General features: G+C 71.9%; 25 protein-coding genes and 1 pseudogene. 11 read left to right on the top strand and 15 right to left on the bottom strand.

Going from position 1 to position 25,974, the window contains the following annotated elements:
• The coding region (locus BMW85_RS21820) for an FG-GAP and VCBS repeat-containing protein (protein WP_245774991.1) at nucleotides 1-657 on the bottom strand (657 nt) is incomplete at its 3' end.
• Nucleotides 658-712: 55 nt separating this feature from the next.
• Here BMW85_RS21820 and BMW85_RS21825 point away from each other — a divergent pair.
• Nucleotides 713-1,942, top strand: coding sequence for a cytochrome P450 (locus tag BMW85_RS21825; protein WP_091084263.1), 1,230 nt, complete (start codon nucleotides 713-715; stop codon nucleotides 1,940-1,942).
• On the opposite strand, the gene BMW85_RS21830 is transcribed toward BMW85_RS21825, so the two are convergent.
• Together BMW85_RS21830 and BMW85_RS21835 are read right to left on the bottom strand one after the other, a co-directional pair.
• Nucleotides 1,943-3,343, bottom strand: a complete 1,401-nt coding sequence (locus BMW85_RS21830) for an MFS transporter (RefSeq protein ID WP_091084266.1) — start codon at nucleotides 3,341-3,343, stop codon at nucleotides 1,943-1,945. It abuts the gene before it with no gap.
• Nucleotides 3,340-3,972 carry a TetR/AcrR family transcriptional regulator gene (locus BMW85_RS21835; protein ID WP_091084268.1) on the bottom strand — a complete coding sequence of 211 codons (633 nt, stop codon included), beginning with the start codon at nucleotides 3,970-3,972 and terminating at the stop codon, nucleotides 3,340-3,342. The genes BMW85_RS21830 and BMW85_RS21835 overlap by 4 nt, the downstream gene beginning before the upstream one ends.
• Nucleotides 3,973-4,092: 120 nt before the next feature.
• Here BMW85_RS21835 and BMW85_RS21840 point away from each other — a divergent pair, with 120 nt between their 5' ends.
• Complete coding sequence (locus tag BMW85_RS21840) at nucleotides 4,093-5,241, top strand: Fic family protein (protein WP_091084271.1); 1,149 nt, start codon at nucleotides 4,093-4,095, stop codon at nucleotides 5,239-5,241.
• Here the strand turns inward: BMW85_RS21840 and BMW85_RS21845 are convergent.
• Complete coding sequence (locus BMW85_RS21845; RefSeq protein ID WP_091084272.1) at nucleotides 5,225-5,869, bottom strand: biliverdin-producing heme oxygenase; 645 nt, start codon at nucleotides 5,867-5,869, stop codon at nucleotides 5,225-5,227. The genes BMW85_RS21840 and BMW85_RS21845 overlap by 17 nt on opposite strands.
• A 265-nt stretch (nucleotides 5,870-6,134) precedes the next feature.
• Entirely contained in the window at nucleotides 6,135-6,380 is a 246-nt protein-coding gene (locus BMW85_RS21850; RefSeq protein WP_177240810.1) for a hypothetical protein, read from the bottom strand.
• On the opposite strand from BMW85_RS21850, the pseudogene tnpA reads away from it, so the two are divergent.
• Nucleotides 6,366-6,708 (top strand): annotated as a pseudogene (gene tnpA, locus BMW85_RS48545) (IS200/IS605 family transposase); the annotation flags it as partial. The gene BMW85_RS21850 and the pseudogene tnpA sit on opposite strands and share 15 nt — an antisense overlap.
• Before the next feature lie 46 nt (nucleotides 6,709-6,754).
• On the opposite strand, the gene BMW85_RS21860 reads toward tnpA, so the two are convergent.
• Together BMW85_RS21860 and BMW85_RS21865 are read right to left on the bottom strand one after the other, a co-directional pair.
• Nucleotides 6,755-7,417, bottom strand: a complete 663-nt coding sequence (locus tag BMW85_RS21860) for a response regulator (protein ID WP_091084276.1) — start codon at nucleotides 7,415-7,417, stop codon at nucleotides 6,755-6,757.
• Nucleotides 7,418-7,725: 308 nt separating this feature from the next.
• Nucleotides 7,726-9,435: a sensor histidine kinase gene (locus tag BMW85_RS21865; RefSeq protein WP_143082365.1), complete on the bottom strand. Its 1,710-nt coding sequence runs from the start codon at nucleotides 9,433-9,435 to the stop codon at nucleotides 7,726-7,728.
• 176 nt (nucleotides 9,436-9,611) lie between these two features.
• Here BMW85_RS21865 and lon point away from each other — a divergent pair, with 176 nt between their 5' ends.
• Nucleotides 9,612-11,969 (top strand): endopeptidase La, encoded by a 2,358-nt coding sequence (gene lon / locus BMW85_RS21870; protein ID WP_091084281.1) that lies wholly within the window; start codon nucleotides 9,612-9,614, stop codon nucleotides 11,967-11,969.
• A 56-nt stretch (nucleotides 11,970-12,025) separates the two neighbouring features.
• On the opposite strand, the gene BMW85_RS21875 is transcribed toward lon, so the two are convergent.
• Nucleotides 12,026-12,460: a MarR family transcriptional regulator gene (locus tag BMW85_RS21875; protein WP_091084284.1), complete on the bottom strand. Its 435-nt coding sequence runs from the start codon at nucleotides 12,458-12,460 to the stop codon at nucleotides 12,026-12,028.
• Nucleotides 12,461-12,837: 377 nt separating this feature from the next.
• Here BMW85_RS21875 and BMW85_RS21880 point away from each other — a divergent pair, with 377 nt between their 5' ends.
• The 7 genes from BMW85_RS21880 to BMW85_RS21910 all read left to right on the top strand — a co-directional run bounded on the left by BMW85_RS21880 (nucleotide 12,838) and on the right by BMW85_RS21910 (nucleotide 19,054).
• The gene (locus BMW85_RS21880) at nucleotides 12,838-13,791 is read left to right on the top strand and encodes a methionine ABC transporter ATP-binding protein (protein WP_091084287.1); all 954 of its coding nucleotides are present in this window, start codon (nucleotides 12,838-12,840) and stop codon (nucleotides 13,789-13,791) included.
• Nucleotides 13,788-14,444 carry a methionine ABC transporter permease gene (locus BMW85_RS21885; RefSeq protein WP_177240815.1) on the top strand — a complete coding sequence of 219 codons (657 nt, stop codon included), beginning with the start codon at nucleotides 13,788-13,790 and terminating at the stop codon, nucleotides 14,442-14,444. The genes BMW85_RS21880 and BMW85_RS21885 overlap by 4 nt, the downstream gene beginning before the upstream one ends.
• Before the next feature lie 10 nt (nucleotides 14,445-14,454).
• Nucleotides 14,455-15,300, top strand: a complete 846-nt coding sequence (locus BMW85_RS21890; RefSeq protein ID WP_091084288.1) for a MetQ/NlpA family ABC transporter substrate-binding protein — start codon at nucleotides 14,455-14,457, stop codon at nucleotides 15,298-15,300.
• Nucleotides 15,301-15,388: 88 nt separating this feature from the next.
• On the top strand, nucleotides 15,389-16,924 hold the full coding sequence (locus tag BMW85_RS21895; protein WP_091084291.1) for an acyl-CoA synthetase: 1,536 nt from the start codon (nucleotides 15,389-15,391) through the stop codon (nucleotides 16,922-16,924).
• Between the two features lie 55 nt (nucleotides 16,925-16,979).
• The gene (locus BMW85_RS21900) at nucleotides 16,980-17,204 is read left to right on the top strand and encodes a hypothetical protein (protein ID WP_091084294.1); all 225 of its coding nucleotides are present in this window, start codon (nucleotides 16,980-16,982) and stop codon (nucleotides 17,202-17,204) included.
• Nucleotides 17,205-17,453: 249 nt separating this feature from the next.
• Complete coding sequence (locus BMW85_RS21905) at nucleotides 17,454-17,645, top strand: hypothetical protein (protein ID WP_091084297.1); 192 nt, start codon at nucleotides 17,454-17,456, stop codon at nucleotides 17,643-17,645.
• Nucleotides 17,646-17,812: 167 nt separating this feature from the next.
• On the top strand, nucleotides 17,813-19,054 hold the full coding sequence (locus BMW85_RS21910; RefSeq protein WP_091084300.1) for a S1C family serine protease: 1,242 nt from the start codon (nucleotides 17,813-17,815) through the stop codon (nucleotides 19,052-19,054).
• 78 nt (nucleotides 19,055-19,132) lie between these two features.
• Here BMW85_RS21910 and BMW85_RS21915 read toward each other — a convergent pair whose 3' ends face one another.
• The 7 genes from BMW85_RS21915 to BMW85_RS21945 all read right to left on the bottom strand — a co-directional run bounded on the left by BMW85_RS21915 (nucleotide 19,133) and on the right by BMW85_RS21945 (nucleotide 25,965).
• The gene (locus BMW85_RS21915; protein WP_091084302.1) at nucleotides 19,133-19,873 is read right to left on the bottom strand and encodes an ABC transporter permease; all 741 of its coding nucleotides are present in this window, start codon (nucleotides 19,871-19,873) and stop codon (nucleotides 19,133-19,135) included.
• Nucleotides 19,866-20,759, bottom strand: coding sequence for an ABC transporter ATP-binding protein (locus BMW85_RS21920; protein WP_091084304.1), 894 nt, complete (start codon nucleotides 20,757-20,759; stop codon nucleotides 19,866-19,868). The genes BMW85_RS21915 and BMW85_RS21920 overlap by 8 nt, the downstream gene beginning before the upstream one ends.
• Nucleotides 20,756-21,079, bottom strand: coding sequence for a winged helix-turn-helix domain-containing protein (locus BMW85_RS21925; protein WP_091084307.1), 324 nt, complete (start codon nucleotides 21,077-21,079; stop codon nucleotides 20,756-20,758). Before BMW85_RS21925 ends, BMW85_RS21920 begins: the two co-directional genes overlap by 4 nt.
• Complete coding sequence (locus BMW85_RS21930; protein WP_091084309.1) at nucleotides 21,076-21,699, bottom strand: hypothetical protein; 624 nt, start codon at nucleotides 21,697-21,699, stop codon at nucleotides 21,076-21,078. The genes BMW85_RS21925 and BMW85_RS21930 overlap by 4 nt, the downstream gene beginning before the upstream one ends.
• A gap of 82 nt (nucleotides 21,700-21,781) precedes the next feature.
• Nucleotides 21,782-23,476: a thiol reductant ABC exporter subunit CydC gene (gene cydC, locus BMW85_RS21935; protein WP_245774992.1), complete on the bottom strand. Its 1,695-nt coding sequence runs from the start codon at nucleotides 23,474-23,476 to the stop codon at nucleotides 21,782-21,784.
• The gene (cydD, locus tag BMW85_RS21940) at nucleotides 23,473-25,194 is read right to left on the bottom strand and encodes a thiol reductant ABC exporter subunit CydD (RefSeq protein WP_091084314.1); all 1,722 of its coding nucleotides are present in this window, start codon (nucleotides 25,192-25,194) and stop codon (nucleotides 23,473-23,475) included. The genes cydC and cydD overlap by 4 nt, the downstream gene beginning before the upstream one ends.
• Nucleotides 25,195-25,200: 6 nt before the next feature.
• Nucleotides 25,201-25,965 carry a cytochrome d ubiquinol oxidase subunit II gene (locus BMW85_RS21945; protein WP_091084317.1) on the bottom strand — a complete coding sequence of 255 codons (765 nt, stop codon included), beginning with the start codon at nucleotides 25,963-25,965 and terminating at the stop codon, nucleotides 25,201-25,203.
• Between the last annotated feature and the right edge of the window lie 9 nt (nucleotides 25,966-25,974).

Below are 25,974 nucleotides of genomic sequence, written 5' to 3' on the forward strand. Positions count from 1 at the left end.
GCCGTCGCCGTCGAAGTCGCCGGTGGCGAGGGCGGCGCCCCACTGGTCGGTGACCTGCGCGGCCTGCCGTACCCACTTCGTCCGCTGAGTGATCACGTACGGCTCGCGGCCCTTCAGCCCGTACACGGCCACCGCGCCGCCCGAGCGGTGGCTGGGCGCGCCGACGACCAGCTCGTCCTTGCCGTCCCCGTCGAGGTCCCCGGCGGCGAGCGCGGCCCCGAACCGGTCGCTGGACGGCTCGGGCAGGGCCAGCTCCTCGCCCTTGACCAGGCCGTCGGGGGAGCCGCGGAAGAGCTGTACGACCCCGTTGCCGTCGCCGCCGGGCACCCGTTCGCCCACGAACTCCTCCGACACGCCGACGGCCAGGTCCGCGCATCCGTCGCCGTCGAAGTCGCCGACGGCCAGCGCCGAGCCGAACGAGTCGCCCGGCTCGGCCCCGTCGCCCTGGGTGAGGGTGACCTTGGTGCCGGAGCCGTACAGCACGGCCACCGAGCCGGCCCGGTCGCGGTCGTAGGGGGCGGCGACGGCGAGGTCGGGACGGCCGTCGCCGTCGAAGTCGAGCGGGTGGCCGCCGCACGAGCGGGCGGCGGGAGCCGTGCCGGAGGCGAGCGGAAGCGCCAGGAGGACGGCGAGCAGCGCGTTCATACGACCAGTCATGTCCTCCCGGCACGAACTCGGTCTTAACGCGGTGGGAACGTGCCAGGATAGTCGCGTGGACATCGACCTCGCGGACTTGGACTTCTGGCGCAGACCGCTGAAAGAGCGGCACGAGGCTTTCGCCCGGCTCCGTCAGCTGGAGCATCCGGTGTTCTTCCCGGAGAAGAAAGTGCCCCTCCTGCGCTCGGGCAAAGGCTTCTACGCCCTCGTCCGGCACGCGGACGTGGTCGAGGCCAGCCGCAACGCCAAGATCTTCTCCAGCGAGCCCGCGGTCACCAACCCCGAGCCGCCCGGCTGGATCAAGCAGGTGTTCGGCGAGTCGATGGTCAACATGGACGACCCCCGCCACGCCCGGCTGCGCCGCATCGTGACGCGTTCGTTCAGCCCCAAGATGCTGGTCGGCCTGCAGAGCGACATCGAGGCCGCCTGCGCCCGCATCGTGGACGACGTCGTCAGCGAGGGGCCCCGCGACTTCGTGTCGCAGGTCGCCGCCCGCCTGCCGATCCACGTCATCTGCGACATGCTGGACATCCCGCAGGAGCTGCGGGACAAGGTGCACCAGCACGTCGACATCTCCACCGCCTACACCGGCGTGCGGCCCAGCCTGGCCCGCAGCGTCCAGATGGCCGGCCAGAACATGCTGGCCCTGCTCGCGCTCCAGCGCATGGTCATCAAGCTCGGCCACGAGCGCGCCGCCGACCCCAAGGGCGACCTCGTCTCGCTGCTGGTCACCGCCAACGTCGACGGCGAGAAGCTGACCGACAAGGAGCTCGGCTCGTTCTTCTCGCTGCTGCTGGTGGCGGGCAACGAGACCGCGCGCAACACCATGGCCCACGGCCTGAAGATCCTCACCGACAACCCGGCGCAGCGCGAGCTGCTGATGAGCGACTTCGACAAGCACATCGGCAACACCATCGAGGAGATGGTCCGCTACGTCTCGCCGATCATGCAGTTCCGCCGCACGGTCACCGAGGACTACTCCCTGCGCGGGCTGGAGCTGAAGAAGGGCGACAAGGTCGTGCTCTTCTACGGCTCCGCCAACCGCGACGAGAGCGTCTTCCCCAACCCGGACACCTTCGACATCACCCGCGAGACCAAGCCGCACGTCGGCTTCGGCGGGCCCGGGCCGCACTTCTGCCTCGGCGCCAACCTCGCCCGTCAGGAGATCCGCACGATGTACCGCGAGCTGCTGACCCGCCTGCCCGACCTGCGCGCGACCGGCGAGCCGGAGCTGCTGCTGTCCAACTTCGACAACAGCGTCCGCAGCCAGCCCTTCACGTTCTGATCATTCGGGGGCGAGCACGTTCGTCCGGATGGTCACGAACGTGACCAGCGCCGCCACCGCCATCATCGCGGCGCTGACCAGCATCGCGGCCCTGAACCCGGCGTCGAACACCGGCGGGTTCTGGAACGCCTCGCCCACCAGCCCCACCAGGGGCGGCACGGCGGCCACCGCCAGCAGGCCCCCGGTGCGGGCCACCGCGTTGTTGACGCCGCTGGCGGTGCCCGCGTAGCGCTCGTCCACCGTGGCCAGCACGGTCGCGGTCAGCGGCGCGACCGCCGCCGACAGCCCGAGCCCGAACAACGTCACCGCCGGCAGCACCCGCAGCGGGTACGACGCCCCGAACCCGATCGTGCTCATCGCCACGAACCCGGCCCCCGCCAGCAGGATGCCGATCGTCATCGGCCAGCGGGGGCCGTAACGCTTGGCGACGTCCCCGGCCTTGGCCGACAGCAGCAGCATGAGGATCGTCGTCGGCAGCATCGCCAGGCCCGCCGCGATCGGCGAGAACCCCGACACCACCTGCAACTGCACGACCAGCAGGAAGAACGCCACGCCCATGGCGGCGTACATGACGAGCGTCACGACGTTGACCGCCGTGAACACGTGGTTCCTGAACAGCCCCACCGGCACCAGCGCCTCCGGCGACCGGCGCACCTCGACCACCACGAACGCCGCCGCCAGCAGCAGCCCCACGGTCAGCGGCAGCGGCGCGCCCCCCTGGATCAGCCCGTACGTGATCCCGGCCAGCGCCAGCGCCGCCAGCGCCGCGCCCAGCACGTCGAACCGCCCGGCCGCCTGCTCGTCCCTGGACTCCGGCACGTGCCGCACCGCCACCACGACGACCAGCAGCGCGAACGGCAGATTGACCAGGAACGCCCACCGCCATCCGGCGCTCTGCACCAGCCAGCCGCCGAGCAGCGGCCCGGCCGCGCTGGCCACGCCGCCGAGCCCCGACCACGCCCCGACCGCCCGCGGCCGGTCCGCGCGGGCGAACGACGCCTGGATGATCGCCAGCGCGCCCGGCGTCAGCAGCGCCCCGCCGATGCCCTGGAGCGCGCGGGCGGCGACCAGGAACTCGATGTTCGGCGACAGCCCGCACAGCGCCGACGCGATCGCGAACCAGATCGTGCCGATGACGAAGACCCTGCGCCGGCCGTAGCGGTCGCCGAGCGAGCCGCCCAGCAGGATCAGCCCGGCCAGCGTCAGCGTGTAGGCGTTGACCGTCCACTGCAGCCCGGCCATGCCCGCGTTCAGCTCGCGCCCCAGGAACGGCAGCGCGACGTTGACGATCGTGCTGTCCAGCAGGGCCAGCCCGGAGCCGAGCACGGTCGCGAGCAGCACCCACCGGCCGCGCGCGGACTTCAGCTCCAGATGCTCCCCGACCTGAGACGGACCGCTCACCGCTCCACCGGACTGTCAGGGATGCCAGGGTCCGCCGGACTGCCCAGCGCCCGCAGGACGAACTCGGACACCAGTGCCGCCGCCGCCTCGACGGTGACGCTCCCGCTGATCAGCGGCACCCGCTCGGCACCGATCACCGCCAGGATCATCCGCGCCGTCGCCGCGACGTCCACCACCCGGAAGTCGCCCGCGGCGGCCCCGCTCTCCAGGATGCCGGCCAGCACCCGCTGCATGGGCGCGACGTGCTCGGCGAGCTGCTGGTAGGCGTCCGGCCCGAGCGCCGCGCCGAGATCGGCCGCCCCCGGGTGCGGATGCGCCAGCAGGCCCTCCAACTGCAGCCGTACGAACGCCCGCAGTCGCTCGGCCGGCGAGGCGTCGCCGGGCAGCTCACGCTCGTAGCTGTCGATGAAGTAGCGCGTCACCCGCTCGGTGAACGCCAGCAGCAGCGCCGCCTTGTCCGGGAAGTAGTTGTAGAGCACGGTGCGGGTGATGCCGGCCTCGCTCGCCACGTCGGTCATGGAGATCGCGTCGATGCCCTGCGTCCTCGACAGGCGCGAGACGGCCTGGAGGATGCGGTCGCGCGTCTGAGCACGATGCTCACCGATGGTGGCGGCCGAGATCCTGGGCATAGGCCCATGGTAGGCCCGCACCACCCTTGTCGCGGATGCTCTTGCCCGACGCCCCGGTGACAAAATGCGCAAATCATCCATGCGTTTGAGCAGATGATTAGTTCATGTTTTCATTGCTCCATGCTGTACGGCACACCCGTCCTTGAAGCGGCGGACGTGGAGGTACTCGACGAGATCGAGGACATGCGGCAGGACCTGAGGTACCGTCTCGCCGAGACGCACCGATGGGACGGCCAGTTGCGGCGCCACCTCCAGGCCCGCGCCATCCAGGGTTCGAACTCCATAGAGGGCTACCAGGCGAGCGTGGAGGACATCCAGTCGATCATGGCCGGCGAGGAGCCGCTGGACGCCTCCGACGCCGTGGCCAAGGAGATCGGCGGCTACCAGCAGGCGCTCACCTACATCGCGCTCCTGTCGAAGGCCCCGTTCTTCCGCTACGACCTCGGCGTGCTCAACGCGCTCAACTTCATGATGATCGGCCATCACCGCCACAAGACCCCCGGACTGGTACGCCCCGGTCCCATCTACATCCGGGACTCCCTTTCCCGCGAGGTCGTGTACGAGGGCCCTGAAGCCGCCCTCGTTCCCGACCTCCTCGACGAGCTGATCGGCTGGCTCAACGACGGCGGCCTGGACCTGCCGAGCTACGTCCGGGCCGCGATGGCCCACCTCAACCTCGTCAAGATCCACCCCTGGCGTGACGGGAACGGCCGCATGTCGCGCGCCCTGCAGACCCTCGTCCTGGGCCGCGAGCAGATCACGACGCCGGAGTTCTCCTCGATCGAGGAGTGGCTGGGGCAGCATCGGGTCACCGTCGACTATTACGACGTGCTGGCTGCGGTCGGCGGCCGGCGCTGGCAGCCGCACGGCGACACGCTGGCGTGGGTGCGCTTCTGCCTGCGCGCCCACCATCTGCAGGCCCAGCGCGTACGCCAGCGCCTCGCCGAGGCGGGCGAGGTGTGGACGCTGCTCGAAGGCGAGGTGGACCGCGACGGTCTCAACACGCGCTGCGTGTCCGCCCTGTACGAGGCGTTCGTCAGCCGCCGGGTGCGCCGCAGCCGCTACCAGGCCGACGAGGACCTCAGCCAGGGCCAGGCCGCCCGCGACCTGCGCGACCTCACCGCGAAGCGCTGGCTCCAGCCGTACGGCGAGACGAAGGGCCGCCACTACACGGCGGGCCCCAGGCTGGCGCGGCTCAAGGAGGAGTTCGCCGAGCGCGTCACGCCGCTGCGGGACCCGTACCGACGGGAGGTCAGGCGGCGGTCCTGACGACGTCGAGCAGCTCGGTGAGGACGTCCGCGTTCAGCCGGTACGCCAGCCGCACCTCGCGGATCATCCGCTGACGCTCGCGCTCGTCCAGGTCGAGGGCGTCCAGGCGGGAGCGGTAGTCGTTCTTGAAGCGGGGCAGGCTGCCCAGCTCGTCGAAGAAGTAGAAGTCGACGCCGCCGCCCCGGTCGTAGCCGTAGATCTTCTGCAGCTCCATCCGGATGAACTGGCCGCCGGACAGGTCGCCGAGGTAGCGGGTGTAGTGGTGGGCGATGTAGCCGCACGGCCAGTCGGCCACCTTGCGGATCCGGTCGACCAGCGCGGTCGTGGACCTGGAAGGGGTGACGCGGTCGCGCCACGACGGGCCGTAGATGGTCGCCAGGTCGCGTTCGAGCGCCGGCTCGCGGTACAGCTCGGGGAAGACGAAGGCGCCGGCGACGGGATGGTCGGCCAGGTCGCGGGAGACGCCGTCGAGGGCCACGTACGCGAAGTAGTGCTGGGCCACCATCTCGCCGTACTCGTGCTCGGTCAGGCGCCCTGCCATGAGCTCGGTCAGGTAGCCTTCGGCCTCGGCGGACTGGTGGTCGCCCCAGGTGGCGTTCCTCAAGGTCTCGGAGAACGACGTCGTCACGGCCCACCTCAATCGCACGGTACTTTCATGACGAAGTGTCACAAACACTGGGAGGGCACGTCAACCCTTTGATGACACCGTGTCATCAAAGCCCTGGTTCTCTCCTCCTGTACCCACTGACGTGCGTGCGAGTCGTCGCGACCTCCGCTGTACGCCGGCTGCACACTCTCCACCGCCAGTTCGGTGACCGCATGAACGCCGTCCGCCCGCTCCCCACGACGGACTTGTTGATCGCGGCGACGGCCAGGGTGCACGGGTGGACCGGTCAGCCGCGGGTGTAGCGGTGCTTGGCGCCGGGCGGGAAATAGTCGGGGTCGCCGGTCTCGCGGAGCTGGATGTCCGGCCGCCGGCGGTGCGGCGGGACGTAGGCCGCGAACTCGCTGTTGAGGCGGAGCAGGTGCGCCTGACCGTCCAGGGCGGCACTCTGCGCCCGGTTCAGGGCCAGCCGCGCCACGTGCGCCCGGGCCCGCTTCTCCCCCTCCACGCCGGCGATCGTATCGTTCGGTGTCACGGACCAACCCTTGATTTACGCAGGGGACGGCATTGCGTTCACGAACTCAGTGTCCACCTCGTGTTCGTGACCGGATACCGGCGGGGCCTGTTCACCGCGCCGATGCTGACCCGCTGCGAGGAGATCATGCGGGACGTCTGCGCGAGCTTCGAGGTCGTCCTGGCCGAGTTCAACGGCGAGGACGACCACGTCCACCTGCTGGCGAACTCCACCCAAGGTTGCCCTGAGCGTCCTGGTCAACTCCCTCAAAAGCGTCTCGGCCCGTTATCTGCGCAAGGAGCACGACACTCACGTCCGCAAGTATCTGCGGGGGTACGATCTCCGGCCTCCCGGCGCACCCTCCGCCTGCATCCCCGGTCGCCCTGCCGGGGCGGTCATTCCCCGGGGCGGACCAGGCCGTTCTCGTAGGCCCAGACGATGGCCTGGGCCCGGTCGCGCAGCCCGAGCTTCATCAGCACCCGCCCGACGTGCGTCTTGACCGTCTGCTCGGCCACGAACAGCTTGTCGGCGATCTCCTGGTTGGACAGCGCCTGCGCGACGAGCGTCAGCACCTCGGTCTCGCGCTCGGTCAGCTCGGCCAGCCGCCGGCCCGCCGCCGCCGGCCGGGGCACGCCCAGCCGGGCGAACTCGTGGATCAGCCGACGGGTGACCTGCGGAGCCAGCAGCGCGTCCCCGGCCGCCACCACCCGCACCGCCTCGGCGAGCTGCGCCGCCGAGGCGTCCTTCAGCAGGAAGCCGCTGGCTCCGGCGCGCAATGCCTCGTAGACGTAGTCATCGAGGTCGAACGTCGTCAGGATCAGCACCTTCGGCGACCTGCCGCCGCCGGCCAGCAGCTCCCTGGTGGCCTCCAGGCCGTTCATGACCGGCATGCGGACGTCCATGAGCACCACGTCGGGGGCCAGCTCCGCCGCCCGCCGGACCGCCTCCCGGCCGTCGGCCGCCTCGCCCACGACCTGGATGTCCGGCTGCGCGCTCAGGAACACCGTGAACCCGGTGCGCACCATCCCCTGGTCGTCAGCGATCAAAACCCGGATCACCCGTCACCCCTCTCCCGCCCACTCACCGGTCATTCCTTCCCCGCCTGCCCGCCGGTCTTTCTTGCCCGCCCGTCGGCCTTCCCTGCCGGCCCGTCGGCCTTCCCTGCCCGCCCGCTGACTGCCCTTGCCCGCCGGCCCGCCGGCCTTTCCGCCTGCCCGCTGACCGTTCTTGTCCGCCTGAGACCGTCCTTGCCCGTCTGCCCGCTGGCCGTCTTCTCCTGGCACCGGCTTCGTTCCCCGGCTCCGGACACCATTCTCCCGGTCGCCAGGTCCGTCGCTGGGCCCCGATCGCCGGGCTTCGCTTCTGCTCACCTGTCGTCCGCCTCGTTCGTGCCGGTCCTCGCGGCGGTGATCGGCAGGGTCGCCGCCACCTCGAAGCCGCCACTCGGCGTCGGGCCCGCCGCCAGCGTGCCGTTCAGCAGCGACGCTCGCTCCCGCATGCCCACCAGCCCTTGACCGGCCCCTGGCGGCCCGCCGTCGCCAGTGCCCCGGCTGTTGGCCACGCGGAGCCGTAGCTCGTCACCCTCGCGAACCAGCTCCACGCCCACGGCCGCTCCGGGCGCGTGCCGCATGGCGTTGCTCAGCGACTCCTGCACGATCCGGTACGCCGACAGCTCCACGGCCGGCCCCAGTCCGTCCAGCGACCCGGACCGCTTGACCAGCACCGCCAGCCCTGCGGAGCGGGCGTTGGCCACCAGCTCGTCCACCCGGTCGAGGCCCGGCTGCGGCGTCGTCTCGGTGCGGCCGTCCTGGTCGCGCAGCACCCCCAGCACCTGCCGCAGCTCCGCGATGGCCTCGAGCGACAGGTTGCGGATCTCCGCCAGGCCCGCCTCCAGCTGCACCGGGTCACCGGCCGCCCTGATCGGCACCGCCTCGGCCTGGATCGCGATCACCGACATGTGGTGGGCGACCACGTCGTGCAGCTCGCGGGCGATGCGGGCGCGCTCCTCCAGCACCGCCTGCGCGTCCTCCGCGAGCCGGCTGCGCCGCTCCTCCTCGGCCAGCCGGGACGTCGCGGTGCGCCGCACCCGTACGTTGTAGCCGAACAGCACGATCACGGCCGCCACGACCGTGACGATGGCCATCGAGTTGGGGTGCACGATCCACGCGGTCAGGACGGTGAGGACCCACACGGCCAGGGTGATCCGGCGGTCGCAGCGCACGGCGACGGAGTAGAGCACCAGCAGATACGACAGCACGGTGGTCGCCGGGTAGGGCGGTTCGCTGCCATGCAGGCTCGTCCACAGGGAGATCGGCAGCAGCACGAAGGCCGTACGCCAGGCCGCGAGCGGCCACCGGTCGCGCAGCGCCACCGGCAGCGAGGCCGCGACGCCGCAGAGCAACGCGAACGTCTCCGGGAGCGGCACCCACATCCGGCCGCTCGCGGCGGCCTGCATCGTCCAGTCCCTCGCCATGTTCTGGGTCGTGAGGAAGAGGATGACGGCCATCAGGAGCTCGGCCGTCCGGACCAGGCTGAGCCGTTCGGCCGGGATCAGCACCCGGAGCCCGCGTGGCACGGGGATCGACAGGCGGCGCGATCGGGGCGGGGGGTCGGCGTCGCCACGGAACAGGGCGAGCGCGAACGGCTGCAGGGCCACCGCCCCCAGCTCACGCCACCGCCACGGCCCCGCCCGCCGCCCCGCCCGAGCTCCGCCGCCCGCCGTCTGGGGGTGGTGGGCGGCAGCCTGAGGGGTGTGGGTGGCGTGGGCGGCAGCCTGGGGGTCGCCGGTGGCGTGGGTCGCCGCCCGAGGGTCGTGGTTGGCGGCGGACGCAGGTCCGGGTGCAGGGGCTCCGTCGGCGGGCTCGTGGTGGTCAGGTTCCTCGGGCGGGGGCTCGTGGTCGCCACGGTCCCCAGGCGTGGGTGTGCGGCTGCTGAAGTTCTCTCCTGTCGGCGTGGGGTCACCGGCTTCGTCCATCCCGCGCGTGTCCGCCGCCCCCTGGTCGCCGTCGTGGGCCTCGTAGGTCCGTGCTGGTGGCGGCGGGGAGGAGGTGTGGGGGCGGCGGGAGCGGTGGATCACGTGGTCAAGGCTACGGACACCGCCGCCCGGCCCGCGTCCCCCCGAGGTCTGATCCTTCCTCAAACCCAGGTACCGCTTACATAATTACGATCGCCCTGAGCGAACATCACCAACTAAGGGAACAACAGTCGGCTCCGATTGATTGAGTCGGTATAACTCAACCCTTTGGAGTTCGCATGAGTGAGAGCTTGACCCTCCCGGTCCTGCCGCTGGACGACGAGGTGGTCCTGCCGGGCATGGTGGTCCCGCTGGACCTGTCCGACTCCGAGGTGCGCGCGGCGATCGACGCGGCCCGTGCATCCGGTGGCAACAAGCCGCGGGTGCTCCTCGTTCCCCGCATCGACGGCCGTTACGGCGCCACCGGCGTCCGCGCCGTGGTGGAGCAGGTCGGGCGGCTCCCCGGCGGCGAGCCCGCGGCGGTCGTCCGCGGCGTCGACCGCGTCCGGGTGGGCACGGGCACGACCGGTCCCGGCGCCGCCCTTTGGGTGGAGGCGCACACGATCGACGCCGTCCCGGCGAGCGAGCGCGCGCACGAGCTGGCCAAGGAGTACAAGGCCCTGGCCACCACGATCTTGCAGAAGCGCGGCGCCTGGCAGGTGGTCGACCAGGTCAACCAGATCGACGACCCGTCGGTGCTCGCCGACAGCTCCGGCTACACCCCTTGGCTGTCCACGGCGCAGAAGGTCGAGCTGCTGGAGGCGGCCGACCCCGCCGACCGGCTGACCAGGCTGATCGAGTGGTCCCGCGACCACCTCGCCGAGCTGGACGTCGCCGAGACGATCCGCAAGGACGTCCAGGAGGGCATGGAGAAGCAGCAGCGGGAGTTCCTGCTGCGCCAGCAGCTCGCCGCCGTACGCAAGGAGCTCAAGGAGCTCAACGGCGACGCCGAGACCGAGGAGGAGGACTACCGCTCCCGCGTCGAGGCCGCCGACCTGCCCGACAAGGTACGCGAGGCCGCGCTCAAGGAGGTCGACAAGCTTGAGCGCACGCCCGACCAGTCGCCCGAGACCGGCTGGATCCGCACCTGGCTCGACACCGTCCTCGACATGCCGTGGAACGTCCACACCGAGGACAACTACGACATCACCGGCGCGCGGGCCGTGCTCGACGCCGACCACACGGGGCTGAAGGAGGTCAAGGACCGCATCATCGAGCACCTGGCCGTGCGCAAGCGCCGCCAGGAGCGCGGCCTCGGCGTCGTCGGCGGTCGCCGCAGCGGCGCCGTTCTCGCTCTCGCGGGCCCTCCCGGGGTCGGCAAGACCTCGCTGGGCGAGTCCGTGGCCCGCGCGATGGGCCGTAAGTTCGTCCGGGTGGCGCTCGGCGGCGTACGCGACGAGGCGGAGATCCGCGGCCACCGCCGCACGTACGTCGGCGCGCTTCCCGGCCGCGTGGTCCGGGCCATCCGCGAGGCCGGCTCGATGAACCCGGTCGTCCTGCTCGACGAGGTCGACAAGGTCGGCGCCGACTACCGCGGCGACCCGACGGCCGCGCTGCTGGAGGTGCTCGACCCGGCGCAGAACCACACCTTCCGCGACCACTACCTGGAGGTCGAGCTCGACCTGTCCGACGTGCTCTTCCTGGCGACGGCGAACGTCCTGGAGGCCATCCCCGGCCCGCTGCTCGACCGCATGGAGGTCGTCACCCTCGACGGCTACACCGAGGACGAGAAGGTCGCCATCGCCCGCGACCACCTGCTGCCCAGGCAGCGGGAGCTGGCCGGGCTGACCGCCGAGGAGGTCGTCGTCGAGGAGGCCGCGCTGCGCAGGCTGGCCGCCGAGTACACCCGTGAGGCGGGCGTACGCTCGCTGGAGCGGGCGGTCGGCCGGGTGCTGCGCAAGGTGGCCGCCAAGGACGAGCTGCCGGTCACGGTCGGCGAGTCCGACCTGGTCGAATACCTCGGCCGGCCGCGGTTCGTGCCGGAGTCTTCGCTGCCGGAGGCCGCCCAGCGCACCTCGGTGCCGGGCGTCGCCACGGGCCTGGCCGTCACGGGGGCCGGGGGAGACGTGCTCTACGTGGAGGCGTCGCTGGCCGACCCGGAGACCGGCGAGACCGGGCTCACGCTCACCGGCCAGCTCGGCGACGTGATGAAGGAGTCGGCCAGGATCGCGCTGTCCTACCTGCGCTCGCACGGCGCGGAGCTGGAGCTGCCGGTCACCGCGCTGAAGGACCGGTCGGTGCACGTGCACTTCCCGGCGGGCGCCGTTCCGAAGGACGGTCCCTCGGCGGGTGTGACGCTGACGACCGCGCTGGCCTCGCTCCTGTCCGGCCGGCAGGTCCGCGGCGACGTGGCCATGACCGGTGAGATCTCGCTGACCGGGCGGGTCCTGCCGATCGGCGGCGTCAAGCAGAAGCTGCTGGCCGCGCACCGGGCGGGCATCACCACCGTCCTGATCCCGGCCCGCAACGAGCCGGACCTGGACGACGTGCCCGAGGAGGTCCGCGGTGAGCTGACCATCCACGCGGTCAGCGACGTGCGCGAGGTGCTGGACATCGCGCTGACGCCGGCCCAGGTGGGCACCACCGTCGCGGCCTGACCCCGCCCCAGGCCACGCCCGCCGTCCCTCGACGAGGGACGGCGGGCGTTCCGGTTTCAGCCGGCGCCGTGGGACTCGTCGGTGATCAGCAACGACTCCAGCTCGGCCAGCAGCGCGACGGCCCGCGCGGTGTCGGCGGGGTCGCGAAGGGCGGCCCCGACCACCTCGTCCACCGGGCTGGTCGCCCGACGGAACAGCGCGTGCACGGTCCGGTCGGCCACCCGCACCTGCGTACGCCGGCCGTCGGCCGGGTCCGGCCTGGTCTCCAGGACGCCGCGCTCGCGCATGCGCGCCACGGACGCCGACACATGGCTCTGCGCGAAGCCGGTGCGGGCCTGGATCTCGCGCACGGCGCTGTCCGGATGGCGGAGCACGTCCACGAAGACGGCCTCCTCGCCGGGGGTGAGCACCGGCCCGTCCGCCTCGTTCTCCGTGGCCTTGGCGAGCTCGACCAGCCGCCGTCCGAGTCTGCGCATCCTCGCGATGTTCATGGTCGGATATTACATCGCCACCGATGCATCTCTACCGATATGATCGGCGTGACGTGAATCACGTGAGCGGTCCGGAATACGCGCTCCTCACCGGCCGTTCTCACGGGCGTGAACGAGGCATGCGCGAAGAACCAGGGCGCCCACGGCGCGGCCCTGTGTTGTCGCATGCGCATGGGACGAATGCCGGCCCGCTGACCCCGACCGACCGCCCGCCCGTTCTCCTTCCGAAGGTCCTCATGATCGCCCCCGTGTTCGTGCTGCGCAGGCTGACGCATCTGCCGTTCCCTCCGGGCACCCGCTGACGCCGGCCGGTTCCTCCGCCCGTCGTCGTCCATCTCCGCGGCCCCGGCCGCCCTCAGTCGTGGGGTAGTTCTTCCGTGATCCAGGCTTCCGGCCTGCGCAAGCAGTACGGCGACGTCGTCGCGCTCGACGGCGTCGACCTCGACGTGCGCGAAGGCGAGATCTTCGGCGTGCTCGGCCAGAGCGGCGCGGGCAAGAGCACGCTGCTGCGCTGCGTCAACCTGCTCGAACGCCCCGACGCGGGCACCGTCACCGTCGCCGGCCAGAACCTGACCGCGCTGCGCGAGGCCGAGCTCAACCAGGCCCGCCGCCGCATCGGCATGATCCATCAGCACTTCGCGCTGCTGTCCTCGCGCACCGTCGCCGGCAACGTGGCGTTCCCGCTGGAGATCATGGGCGTGCCCAGGGCCGAGCGCGAGCGCCGCGTCGGCGAGCTGCTGGAGCTGGTCGGGCTGGAGGGCCGCGGCGGGCACCGCCCGTACCAGCTCTCCGGCGGGCAGAAGCAGCGCGTCGGCATCGCCCGCGCGCTCGCCGGCAACCCGGCGGTGCTGCTGTCGGACGAGGCCACCTCCGCGCTCGACCCGGCCACCACGCAGCAGATCCTCGCCCTGCTGAAGCGGCTCAACGCCGAGCTGGGCCTGACGATCCTGCTCATCACCCACGAGATGAACGTGGTCAAGAGCGTCTGCGACTCCGTCGCCATCATGACCGGCGGGCGCGTCGAGGAGTCCGGGACCATCGCCGACCTCGTCCGCACCCCCGGATCCCGCCTGACCAGGGAGATCTTCCCGCTGCCCGAGCCGGCGCCGGCCGGCTCCGTGACGCTGACGTTCGCCGGGCAGGCGGGCCGGCCGGTGGTGTCGGAGGTCGTGCGCAAGTTCGACGTGGACCTCAGCATCCTGGGCGGCTCGATCGAGGAGCTGGCCGGCGACTCGGTCGGGCGGCTGCGCGTCGCGCTGGAGGGCGCGGACGCCGGGGCGGCGCTCGCGTACCTGCGCGCGTCCGGGCTGATCGTGGAGGAGGCCGCGTGACCTGGGAAGAGATGCTGCCGCTGCTGTGGCCGGCGACGGTGGAGACGGCCCAGATGGTGGGCTGGTCCACGCTGTTCACCGTGCTGTTCGGGCTGCCGATCGGCGTGGCGCTCGTCGTGCTCGACCGGGGCGGGCTGCGGCCGGCGCCCGCGCTCAGGGCGGTGCTCGGGTTCGTGGTCAACATCGGGCGGTCGCTGCCGTTCATCGTGCTGATGATCGCGATCATCCCGTTCACCCGGCTGGTCGTCGGCACCACCATCGGGACCGCCGCGTTCGTCGTGCCACTCACCGTCGGGGCGGTGCCGTTCTTCGCCCGGCTGGTGGAGACCGCGCTGCGCGAGGTCGGTACGGACGTCGTCCAGGCCGCCCAGGCCATGGGCGCGAGCCGGGCCACCGTCGTGCGCAAGGTCCTGCTGCCCGAGGCGCTGCCCGGCCTGGTCGCCGGGCTGACGGTGACCGTCGTCGCGCTCATCGGCTACTCCGCCATGGCCGGCACGCTCGGCGGCGGCGGGCTCGGCGACCTCGCCGTCCGCTACGGCTACCAGCGCTTCGAGACGCTGCTGATGATCGTCACCGTCGTGCTGCTCATCGTCATCGTGCAACTCCTGCAGAGCCTGGGCGACTGGGTCGCCCGGCGCCTATCGCACAAGTAAGGAAGAGATCATGAATATCCGCCGTGTCCTGGGCGTCGTCGCCCTGTCGTTGTCGCTCGCCGCATGCGGTACGTCGCAGTCCGCGACGGACGCCGCGCCGGAGGCCGGCGGCAAGACCGCCGAGTCCGCCGACACCGTGCTCAAGGTGGGCGCGACCCCCGTGCCGCACGCCGAGATCCTGAACTTCGTCAAGGACAACCTGGCCCCCGCCGCCGGGCTGAAGCTGGAGATCGTCGAGTTCACCGACTACGTGCAGCCGAACGTGCAGCTCGACGAGGGGCAGCTCGCCGCGAACTTCTTCCAGCACAAGCCGTACCTGGACGACTTCAACGCCTCCAAGGGCACCAAGCTCGCCTTCGCCACCCCCGTGCACCTGGAGCCGCTGGGCCTCTACTCCAAGAAGGTGACCGAGCTGTCCGCGCTGCCGAGCGGCGCCACCGTGGCCCTGCCCAACGACGCCACCAACCTCGGCCGCGCGCTCAAGCTGCTCGCCGACAACGGCGTGGTCACGCTCAAGGACGGCGTCGGCACCGCGGCCACCGAGCGCGACGTCGCCGACAACCCCAAGAACCTGACGTTCAAGGCGCTGGAGGCGGCGCAGCTCCCGCGTTCGCTGGACGACGTGGACGCCGCCGTGATCAACGGCAACTACGCACTCGAGGCCGGGCTCAAGCCCGCCTCGCAGGCGCTCGCGCTGGAGAAGACCGAGGGCAACCCGTACGTCAACGGCCTGGTCGTGCAGGCCGGCCACGAGAAGGACGCCGGCCTCGTCACCCTCGGCAAGCTGCTGCAGGACCCGAAGACCAAGGAGTTCATCCAGCAGAAGTACGAGGGCTCGGTCATCCCGGCCGAGTAGGTCCCCCCGGGGTTGACCGGGAAGGATGACGGGCGGGCGGCGTCCGCGTGCTGGCGCGCCCGCCCGCCCACCGAATATCGTTCTGGTCATGCATCCGGGAGCCATCGCAGCAGTCACCCCCGACAAGCCCGCTGTGGTCATGGCGGGCTCCGGGCGGATCGTCACCTACCGCGAACTGGACGAGGAGTCGAACCGGCTGGCGCACCTGTTCCGCGCCGCCGGGCTACGGCCCGGCGACCACATCGCGTTCATGCTCACCAACCACCCGCTCTTCCTGTCCGTCGCCTGGGCGGCGCACCGGTCGGGCCTGTACTACACGCCCATCAGCTCCCGGCTGCAGACCGACGAGCTGGCGTACATCGTGGACAACTGCGGCGCGCGGGTCTTCATCTCCAGCGCGGACCTGGCCGACGTGGCCGCCTCGATCACCGACGCGACGCCCAAGGTCGAGCTGCGCCTGATGATCGACGGCGTCGCCGAGGGCTTCGGCTCGTACGAGGAGGCCGTCGCCGCGCAGCCGGTGACGCCGGTCGAGGACGAGTGCACCGGCGCCGACATGCTCTACTCCTCCGGCACCACCGGCCGCCCGAAGGGCGTCAAGGTGCCCGCCTCGCACGGCCCCCTGGAAGAGCCCGGGATGCTGCTCCAGCTCATCTCGGCGCTGTTCGCGCCCTCCGCCGACAGCGTCTACCTCTCGCCGGCGCCCCTCTACCACGCCGCCCCGCTGCGCTACTGCATGACGTTCCAGCGTCTCGGCGCGACGGTCGTGGTCATGGAACGCTTCGACCCCGAGCAGTACCTCGCGCTGGTGGAGCGCCACAAGGTCACGCACTCGCAGCTCGTGCCGACCATGTTCATCAAGATGCTGAAGCTGCCCGAGGAGACCTGGACCCGGTACGACCTGTCCTCGCTCAAGTACGCCATCCACGCCGCCGCGCCCTGCCCCGTGCCCGTCAAGGAGCAGATGATGGACTGGTGGGGGCCGGTCATCCACGAGTACTACGCGGGCACCGAGGGCAACGGCTTCCTCTACGTCGGCCCCGAGGACTGGCTCAAGCACAAGGGCACCGTCGGCCGCTCCCTGCTCGGCGTCGTGCATATCTGCGACGAGGAGGGCGAGGACGTGCCCGCGGGCACGCACGGCACCATCTTCTTCGAGAACGGCGGCCGTTTCGAGTATCACGGCGACCCGGACAAGACCCGCGCCGCGCAGGACCCGAAGGGCCGCGGCTGGACCACCCTGGGCGACATCGGCTACCTCGACGAGGACGGCTTCCTCTACCTCACCGACCGCCGCTCGTACATGATCATCTCCGGCGGTGTGAACATCTACCCGCAGGAGGCCGAGAACGTGCTGTCGGTGCACCCCAAGGTCGCCGACGTGGCCGTCTTCGGCGTGCCGGACGAGGAGATGGGCGAGCAGGTCAAGGCCGTGGTCGAGCCGGTCTCCATGGACGAGGCGGGGCCTGAGCTGGAGGCGGAGCTGATCGCGTACTGCCGCGAGCGCCTGGCCCACTACAAGTGCCCGAAGTCGATCGACTTCCGCCAGGAACTGCCCCGCCACCCCACGGGCAAGCTCTACAAGCGCCTGCTGCGCGACGAGTACTGGCCCGCCCGCTCCTGAACCCCGTGCGGGGCGGCCCGTTCCCAGGGCCGCCCCGCCCTGCCATGATGGGATCATGCCGGGACCACAGATCGACCGCAGCAGGCTGAAGGTCACGAGCCGCGCCCAGATCGCCCGCTTACGCGACAAGCGCGCCCACGATCGCGAAGGGCGTGAGGTGCGGCGGTTGAGCCGCCTCTACCGGCAGTTGTGGATCTGGACGCTCTTCACCGGCTTCGCCCTCATCCTGCTGGTGGGCGTTCTGCGCGGGATCGGCGTCCTGCCACCGCTTACGCCCTAGCCTTCAGCGTTCACACCCGTCCCAGGATCTGCGGGCGAACGTCGACGCTCGGAAGGTGTCCCGCTCGCAGAGCGCGGGTAACAGCGTGATAGCCCTTGAGTAAGTTCATGATCAGGGCGGGCGGGGGAGACATCTCATCGTCGATGTCTGTGCATTTTCCAGCCCCTGGCTTCCGTCTCAACAAGAGACCGCAGCTGGGGAGCTGGTTGGTGCATAGGCGCCGTTCTCACCTCTGGGAGAACTGCGCCTATGTCCATGCTCACGACCGCCCTCACGACACTCCCGGTCTCTCTTGTCGTCCTGGTGCTGACACTCCGCTATGGGCCGGATGTGATCCTTCGCCTGCTCGCCGGCGTGGTCGCCGTGTTGGCGAAGGACAAGGAGCGCGGGAACCGGGCGTTGACGGTGCTGAAGTTGCTGCAGTCCCGTAAGCCTCGGTGAGCCAAGTCCTCACCTGTTCGGCCCAGGTTGTCGCGGATCAGCGCCTTGCGCCCTGCGTGCGCCTCCAGCCGCGACCGGTCTTCTCATGGAGTTCTGATCACCGGCTTAACCAGGTCTTACGCGCGCCTTGGCACCCTTGAGTCAGAGAACCCTCGAGGAGATGACAGATGGACGCGAACGAGCCTCGCGAGCAGGGCACCGGCTGGAGCCAGTTCGGCGCCACCCCGCCGGCCGCCGGGGGCTTTCCCCGGCGGGACACGATCGTCATGGAGCAGCCGCCCCCGCCGCCCCCCGCGCCCCCGAAGAAGCCCTTCTACGGCGGCAAGGCCGTCGCCGGGCTCGCGCTGGCGGCAGCGGCCATCGGCGGCGGGATCGTCGGTGGTGCCGTCGTCAACGCGTTCCAGCCCGACCCCGTCTCCGTCACCACCACCTCCAACCCCGGCGCGCCGAGCCCGGTCTTCAAGACCGCCTCCAGTGACCTGACCGTCGCCGAGGTGGCGGCCAAGGTGCAGCCCAGCGTGGTGATGATCCAGGGCCAGAGCGGTGAGGGCTCCGGGGTGGTGCTGTCGGAGGACGGCCTCATCCTGACCAACAACCACGTCGTCGTCGGGGCCGGCCAGGGCGGCGGGCAGATGACGGTCAAGTTCAGCGACGGCAAGACGGCCAAGGCCAGTGTGGTCGGCACCGACCCGGCCACCGACCTCGCCGTCATCCGCGCCGAGGGGGCCTCCGGGCTGACCAAGGCCACGCTCGGCGACAGCGACCAGCTCAAGGTCGGCGACGACGTGCTCGCCATCGGCAGCCCGCTCGGTCTCGACGGCTCCGTCACCAGGGGCATCGTCAGCGCCCTGGACCGCACTCTGACGGTCGGCGGCGAGCAGCGCCGGCAGCTCCCGCCCGGCTGGGGCCAGGAGCAGCAGGGCCAGAGCGAGGAGCCGACCACGATCGGCGGCGCCATCCAGACCGACGCCTCGATCAACCCGGGCAACTCGGGCGGCGCGCTGGTCAACGCGGCCGGTGAGCTGATCGGCATCAACACCGCGATCGCCTCCGAGGCGGCCGGCGGCGGCGTCGGCTTCGCCATCCCGGTCAACACCGCCAAGCAGGTGGCCGACCAGCTCATCAGTTCCGGCAAGGTCACCCACGCCTTCCTCGGCGTCAGTGTGACGGACGCGACAGGCGACGTTCCCGGCGCCCTGATCAGGGAGATCACCGCCGGAAGCCCCGCGGAGAAGGCCGGTCTGCGGCAGGGCGACCTCATCACCAAAATCAACGACAAGGCGGTTGACGGGGGCGATACGGTTGTTGGACAGGTCAGAGGTTTCAAACCCGGTCAAGCGGTCAAGATCACATATATGAGGGACGGGCAGGCCCACGACGCCACCGTCACCCTCGTCGAGAAGAAATAACAAGGACCCCCTCTTGGACGGGTGTGCCGTCGAGATCGCTGCGGACTCGGCGGCACACCCCCCCAATTCATGCGGGGATCAGGAGAAACGCCGGCCTTCGTCCCGCCGGTACGCCCAGGCGGCGGCCACCGCCGTCGCGGCCGTCCAGACCGCCAGCATCACCAGCGGCACGGTGCCGGGAGCGGTCCCGGCGACCGCCCACCAGATCAGCTCGGCCGCGCCCCTGGTCGGCACGTACGGCGAGACGACCTGCACGAACCCCGGCAGGATCTGCGGCGGCAGCAGCAGCCCGCCCACGATCGCCATCGGGAAGAACAGCACCTGCGCCACCGCCATCGCGGCCTTCGACGACAGCAGCAGCCCGATGAGCAGCCCCATCAGCATGAACGGCACGCTCCCCGCGATCAGCGCGCCCAGCCCGAGCAGCAGCCGCCCCGGCGTGATCGTCGCCTCGGTGAACAGCGCGGCCACCACGATCACGGGGACCACCGACACCAGCATCACGGCGAGCGTCGACAGCATCCGCCCGGCGAAGCGCGGGAACGGCCCGGCAGGCAGGGTACGCAGATAGGGGTTCCATGGCAGCTCGCGGTCCTGCGACACCGAGACGGCGAGCCCGATCAGCGCCGCCGACATCGCGCCGAAGAACATCAGCGAGCCGGTCGCGGTGGTCGCCGCCACCGGGTCCTGGCCGGCGAACGGCACCACGAACGCCACCATCGACACGGCCGGGAACAACGAGCTGGCCAGCAGCCCGATCGGGACCCTGATCTGCTCCAGCAGGAGATAGCGGGTGTGTGCGGCGACGAGGCTAGGCATGGGCGGTCTCCTTCTGGCCGGACGTGGCGGTGAGGGCCAGGAAGGCCTCCTCCAGGGTGGTGGGCCGGATCTCCAGCCCCGAGAACGGAGCCCCGCTGCGCACCAGCTCGACCACCAGCCGGTCGGGATCGGTGGTGAGCAGCTCGATCCGGCCGTCGCGGTGCTCGGAGCCGAGGACGCCGGGCAGCTCGGGCAGGTCCGCGGCGGTGAGCGAGACCTTGCGTACGCCCACGAAGTCGCGTACCGCGGCCACCGTGTCGTCGGCCAGCACCCGTCCATGGCCGATGACCACGACCCGCTCGGCCAGGGCCTCGATCTCCTCCAGGTAGTGGCTGGTCACCAGCACGGTGCCGCCCTCCTGCTGGAAGGACCTGATGCCGTCCCACAGCGTCCGCCTGGCCTCGACGTCGAGGCCGGTGGTGGGCTCGTCCAGGAAGACCAGGCGCGGGCGGCCGGCGAAGGCGAGCGCCACGGCCAGCCGCCGCCGCTGCCCGCCCGACAGGCCGCCGACCTGCCGCCGCGCCAGGTCCTCCAGGCCGAACCTGGCGAGCAGCTCGCCCCGCTCCACCGGGTCGGGGAAGTGCGCCGAGACGAAGTCGACGATCTCGCCCACCCTCAACGACTCGGGCAGGCCGGTCTCCTGCGGGGTCATGCCGATGGCGCGCCGCCGCGCCGGGTCCGTCGGCGAGCCGCCGAGCAGCTCGACCGTGCCGGAGGACGGGCGGCGCAGGCCGACGAACAGGTTGATCAGGGTGGACTTGCCCGCGCCGTTCGGGCCGAGCAGTCCGACCAGCTCACCGGCCCGGATGTCCAGCGAGACGCGGTCGAGCGCCAGCACGTCGCCGTAGCGGCGGCCGGCCTCGACGGCCCTGGCGAGGATCGTCATGAAGTCCCTCCAGCGGGGTCGAGCAGGGCGCGGATCGCCCTGGTGTAATCCTCGAAGGCCAGCCGTCCGCGCCTCGTCAGCGCGATGTACGTGACCGGGGTGCGGCCTTTGTGTGTCTTGGTGATGCGGACGTACTCCGCCTCCTCCAGCTTCGTCAGGTGGACCGAGAGGTTGCCGGCCGTCATGCCGAGCAGGTCCTTGAGCGAGCCGAAGGTCATCTCGTCCCCGTCGCCGAGGACGTTGAGCGCGGCGACCACCCGCAGCCTCGCCTGCGCGTGGATGACCGGGTCCAGCTCGGGCGGCCCCTTGTCCGCCGTCATGAGCGGCGCCTCCACCACAGGCCCGCAACGATGAACCCGCCGCCCAGCAGCACCGCCGTCAGCAGCGCGTGCCAGCCGGGGCCGAGCAGGATCCCCAGCAGGTTGACGGCGGCGGTCCAGACGCCGACGGAGAACATCTGGCGGCTGGACCACACGGCGCCGCCCACCATGTAGAGCACCGTCACGATCGTCAGCATCGAGCCGCCCCAGAGCAGCTGGCTCTCCGCCGGCGGCAACAGGGGCCCGAGCCGGACGTCGAGCACGGCCGTCAGCGCGATCCCGGCGAACCACGACCAGCCGTACATCGAGCCCCGGTCCCTGGTCGCGCCGCGGACCTGCCGGTTGGCGCGGGTGATGCCGTAGGCGGCCACCCCGCCGGCCACGAGCTGGGCGGCGGTCAGCAGGGACACCGCCGCGCCCTGGCTGATCGGCGCGTAGGAGCGCCCGTCGAGCCCGATGTGCAAGAACAGGGCGGTGAAGCCGATCAGCCAGGCGACGCCCCACGGCAGGTAGAGCAGCAGCGGGTCGATGTAGATGTGCCGGGCCGCGGCGGCCTGCTGCGCCTCGATGACACGCAGCGTCTCCTCCGGGCTGGGGGGCCGCTCGTCGTCCTCAAGCATGCAAACTCCTCGGTCGGCCAAACTGGTTTGAATCATAAACCAGATTGCGCCGCCAACACAACGTCCGGCCGTACGGGACCGGCTATCTCCGGGTGAGGACCTCGGACTCCCACAGGTCGCGGTAGTAGCCGGGGACGGCCACCAGCTCGTCGTGCCGGCCGCGCTGGGTGACCCGGCCCTCCTCCAGCACCACGACCTCGTCCACCGACTCCAGGCCCTTGAGCCGGTGGGTGACGAGCAACGTCGTACGGTCCCTGGTGACGTCGAGCAGGTCGGCCATCAGCCGGTCGGCGGTCTCCTCGTCCAGGGCCTCGGCCGGCTCGTCCAGCAGGAGCACCGGCGGGTCGTACAGCAGGGCCCGCGCCAGGGCCAGGCGCTGGAGCTGGCCGCCCGAGACGGTCCTGCCGTCCTCGCCCAGCTCGGCGTCCCAGCCGGTGCGCTCCACCCAGTCGCCGAGCCGGGCGTCGTCCACGGCCCGGCGCAGCCGCTCGTCGCCCGCGTCGGGTCCGGCCAGGCGGAGGTTGTCGCGCAGCGTCGTACGGAAGATGTACGGGTCCTGGGTGAGCCCGGTCATGAGCGTCCGCACGTCGTCGCCGGCCAGGTCGCGGACGTCCGCGCCGTTGACCGTGACACGCCCGGACTCCGGCTCCACCAGCCGCATCAGCGCCGCCAGCAGGGTGCTCTTGCCCGCGCCGCTCGGCCCGACGATCGCGACCCGCCTGCCGGGCGTGAGCCGCAGCGACACGCCGTCCAGCGCGGGCCGGGTCTCCCGCCCGGCGGGGGCGGGGGAGTGGCGGACGACCAGGTCCTCGACCTCGACGGTCAGCGGGGACTCCGGGCGCGGCGCGGGGGCGGCCGGCTCGGCGACGGCCGGGGCCGCGGCGCGTACCTCGCGCAGCCGGCGCAACGCCGCCGTGATGCCGGCCATCCGCTCGCCCGCCGCCGCGAGCGGCAGCACCGGCTCGAACGACACCAGCGCGGTCAGCGCGAGCACCGCCGTGCCGACCGAGCCCACCTGCGCGCCCTGGGCGAGCAGCACGACGGCGGCGACGGTCAGGCCCTGCAGCAGCGTGCCCCCGGCGAGCGCGGCGGCGTGCACGCGGGCCTGGCGGCGTTCGAGCGCGGCCAGCGCCTCGTCGGCGGCCTCCGCCCGGCGCAGGGCCGCCTCGTCGGCGCCGTACGCGGCCAGGTCCGCCGAGCCGTGCACCAGGTCCGCCACCCGGCCCGCCAGCTCGGCGCGGGCCGGCGCGATCCTGGCCGCCCAGCGGCGGGCGGCCGCCGCCGTGCCCGCGGGCAGCGCGAGCCCGGCCAGCGCCAGCCCGGCCACCAGCACCAGCGCCGCCAGAGGCAGGATGGTCAGCCCGACCACCACGGCCGCCAGCCCGGCCACCGCCGCCGCGGCGGCCGGCAGCAGGCAGCGCACCAGCAGGTCCTGCACCGCCTCGGTGTCGTCCACCATGCGGCTCAGCAGGTCGGCGCCGCCGTGGCGGGGCCGCTGCGGCGGGATCAGCGCGCCGTAGAGGTCCTCGCGGGTGCCGGCCTGGGCGCGCAGGGCCACGTCGTGGCCGGTGAGGCGCTCGACGTACCGGAAGACGCCCTTGCCCGTCGCGAACGCCCTGGTCGCCACGATCGCCACGCTCAGCGCGGCCAGTGGCGGCTGCTGGGCGGCCCTGGTGATCAGCCAGGCCGCCGCCGCGATCAGCCCGAGCCCGGCCAGATCCGCCGCCGCCCCGGCCAGCACGGCCCACACCAGCCGCTTGCCCATGACCCGCCTCATGCCTCGCCCCCGCTCTCGCCATGACCGGCCGCCACGCGCTCACCCTGCCGCCCGCCGGGTTCGACGGGTGCGCCGGTGTCGGCGACGACGCGGCCGGCGTGCAGGCGGATGATGCGGTCGGCCAGGTCGATCATCGCCGGCCGGTGGGCGACGATGACGGCCGTGCGGCCCCGTGCCAGCTCGGCCGTGCCCGCCACCACCGCGGCCTCGCTGCGCCCGTCCAGGCGGGCCGTGGGCTCGTCCAGGAGCAGCACGGACGCCTCCGGCCGGCAGAAGGCGCGGGCCAGCGCGACCCGCTGGCGCTGCCCGGCCGAAAGGTTCGCGCCCCGCTCGCCGACCACGGTCGCGAAGCCCTGGGGGAGCGCGGCCACGAAGTCGGCGTGCGCGGCCTCGGCGGCGCGGCGTACGTCCTCGTCGGAGGCCCCGGGCGCGCCGAGGCGGATGTTGTCGGCGACCGACGTCGCGAACAGGTGGGGCCGCTGCGCCACGAACGCCAGCCGCGCCCGCCACGCCGCCGGGTCCAGCTCCCGCAGGTCGGCACCGTCCACGAGCACCCGGCCCGTCGCCGGCTGCACGAACCCGAGCAGCAGGTGCAGCAGCGTGCTCTTGCCGCCGCCGCTCTCGCCCACCAGCGCCACCCGCTCCCCGGGCCGGATGGTGAGCGTGACGTCCTCCAGCGCGGCGGCCTCACGCCCTGGGTAGCGTACGGTGACGTTCTCCAGCCGGATCTCCGGCGGGCCCGCCGACGGCGGCGCGGCCCGGCCTGCGCCTTCCCGCCGCGCGTCCCCTTCCGTGTCCAGCACGGCGAAGGCCGCGTCGGCCGCCGCCACGCCCTCCATGGAGGCGTGGAAGCGCGTCCCCATGGCCCGCAGCGGCAGGTACGCCTCCGGCGCCAGCAGCAGCACCAGCAGCGCCGTCGTGAGGTCCAGCGAGCCGCCGAGCAGCCGCAGCCCGATCGGCACCGCCACCAGCGCCAGCGACAGCGACGCGCACAGCTCCAGCACCAGCGACGACAGGAACGCCACCCGCAGCGTCCGCATGGTCGCGCTCCGGTGGGCCTCGGCCACCTCCCGGATGACGCCGGCCTGGTAGCGGGCCCGGCCGAAGGCGCGCAGCGTGGGCAGGCCGCGTACGACGTCGAGGAAGTGCCCGCCGAGCCGCGACAGCGCGAGGTACTGACGTTCGGTGACCGCCTTGGTCGTCATGCCGACGAGCGCACCGAAGATCGGGATGAGCGGCAGCGTGACGAGCACGATGACCGCGCTGGCGAGGTCGGCGGCGAACAGCCGGACCAGCACGGCGATCGGCACCACCGCGGCCACCGCGATCGACGGCAGGTAGCCGGTGAGGTAGGCGTCCAGGCCGTCGAGGCCGCGCCCGGTCAGCGTGACCAGCTCGCCCGAGCGGTGCGCGGCCAGCCCGCCCGGCCCCAGCTCGCGCAGCCGGGCCAGCAGCCGGTGGCGCAGCGCCGACTTCACGCCGGTCGCGGTGCGCCCGGCGAAGATGCCCTGGGCCCAGGCGAGCAGCGCCCGCACGCCGACGACGGCGGCCAGCGCGCCGAGCGCGGCGGCGGTGAAGCGGCCGGACAGCACGCCGGCCAGCAGCTCGGCCTGCACCAGCACGAGCAGCCCGGCCAGTACGGCCGCCACCAGCGTGACGGCCAGATGGAGGCGTACCGCCCGCTCGGCCCGCATGAGCCGCAGAAGATCCTTGTGCACGTGCCCTCAGAAGAACGACGGGAGCCGGAAGGCGTCCTTCCCTGGACGGAAAGTGCGCCATACCCATAGTTGCGCGCCCAGCATGATGGGTGCGAACGGCAGGACCATGAGACTGAGCACATTCAAACTAGCCGCGGACACGGTGTGCTCGACCAGGTAAGGCATCGCCCCGGCCAGCACCCCCGCCACGGGCAGCGCCGCCACGGCCCCCGACACCACCAGCGCCCGCCCGCTCCGGACCGCGCCGAAGTCGCCCGGCGTCCGCCAGGCCAGGAACGTCCACCCGTGCCAGGCGAACAGCAGCGTCACCACCATGCCCAGCATCAGCCCCATGGGGTGCATCGGCGAGGCGGTGAACCCGGTGGCGGCGGCGTACAGCGCCATGCCCCATCCGAACGACAGCCCCAGCGACCCGAAGGCGATCATCGCGTCCCAGAAGCCGCGCCACCCGGGCCCGTCCGCGCGGCGGCGGAACCACAGCCCGGCGTCGCGCAGCACCCAGCTCAGCAGCATCGCCACCACGACCGGGTAGAGCGCGAACAGCACCTCGCCCTCCAGCGCCGGATAGACCCCGAACAGCGTCCCCGCCACGGCCACCAGCCACACCTCGTTGGCCAGCACGTACGGCGCCATCGCCGCCACCATGCGGTCGCGCCCGTCGCGGGTGCGCCCGAGCACCGGCAGCAGCACCCCGACCCCGAGGTCGAAGCCCTCCAGCGCGAAGTAGCCGACCAGCAGCACCGCGAAGAAGGCGAACCAGATCACGTCCATGTCAGTCCT

This window comes from Nonomuraea wenchangensis (assembly GCF_900111685.1).
Lineage (GTDB): Bacteria > Actinomycetota > Actinomycetes > Streptosporangiales > Streptosporangiaceae > Nonomuraea > Nonomuraea wenchangensis.

What these genes read in the sequence shown, in the direction of transcription:
- BMW85_RS21835 (WP_091084268.1), bottom strand. Translation starts at nt 3,972, where the DNA reads ATGCCCAGGATCTCGGCCGCCACCATCGGTGAGCATCGTGCTCAGACG.
- BMW85_RS21840 (WP_091084271.1), top strand. Translation starts at nt 4,093, where the DNA reads ATGCTGTACGGCACACCCGTCCTTGAAGCGGCGGACGTGGAGGTACTC.
- lon (WP_091084281.1), top strand. Translation starts at nt 9,612, where the DNA reads ATGAGTGAGAGCTTGACCCTCCCGGTCCTGCCGCTGGACGACGAGGTG.
- BMW85_RS21875 (WP_091084284.1), bottom strand. Translation starts at nt 12,460, where the DNA reads ATGAACATCGCGAGGATGCGCAGACTCGGACGGCGGCTGGTCGAGCTC.
- BMW85_RS21890 (WP_091084288.1), top strand. Translation starts at nt 14,455, where the DNA reads ATGAATATCCGCCGTGTCCTGGGCGTCGTCGCCCTGTCGTTGTCGCTC.
- BMW85_RS21895 (WP_091084291.1), top strand. Translation starts at nt 15,389, where the DNA reads ATGCATCCGGGAGCCATCGCAGCAGTCACCCCCGACAAGCCCGCTGTG.
- BMW85_RS21900 (WP_091084294.1), top strand. Translation starts at nt 16,980, where the DNA reads ATGCCGGGACCACAGATCGACCGCAGCAGGCTGAAGGTCACGAGCCGC.
- BMW85_RS21905 (WP_091084297.1), top strand. Translation starts at nt 17,454, where the DNA reads ATGTCCATGCTCACGACCGCCCTCACGACACTCCCGGTCTCTCTTGTC.
- BMW85_RS21910 (WP_091084300.1), top strand. Translation starts at nt 17,813, where the DNA reads ATGGACGCGAACGAGCCTCGCGAGCAGGGCACCGGCTGGAGCCAGTTC.
- BMW85_RS21915 (WP_091084302.1), bottom strand. Translation starts at nt 19,873, where the DNA reads ATGCCTAGCCTCGTCGCCGCACACACCCGCTATCTCCTGCTGGAGCAG.
- BMW85_RS21920 (WP_091084304.1), bottom strand. Translation starts at nt 20,759, where the DNA reads ATGACGATCCTCGCCAGGGCCGTCGAGGCCGGCCGCCGCTACGGCGAC.
- BMW85_RS21925 (WP_091084307.1), bottom strand. Translation starts at nt 21,079, where the DNA reads ATGACGGCGGACAAGGGGCCGCCCGAGCTGGACCCGGTCATCCACGCG.
- BMW85_RS21930 (WP_091084309.1), bottom strand. Translation starts at nt 21,699, where the DNA reads ATGCTTGAGGACGACGAGCGGCCCCCCAGCCCGGAGGAGACGCTGCGT.
- cydC (WP_245774992.1), bottom strand. Translation starts at nt 23,476, where the DNA reads ATGAGGCGGGTCATGGGCAAGCGGCTGGTGTGGGCCGTGCTGGCCGGG.
- BMW85_RS21945 (WP_091084317.1), bottom strand. Translation starts at nt 25,965, where the DNA reads ATGGACGTGATCTGGTTCGCCTTCTTCGCGGTGCTGCTGGTCGGCTAC.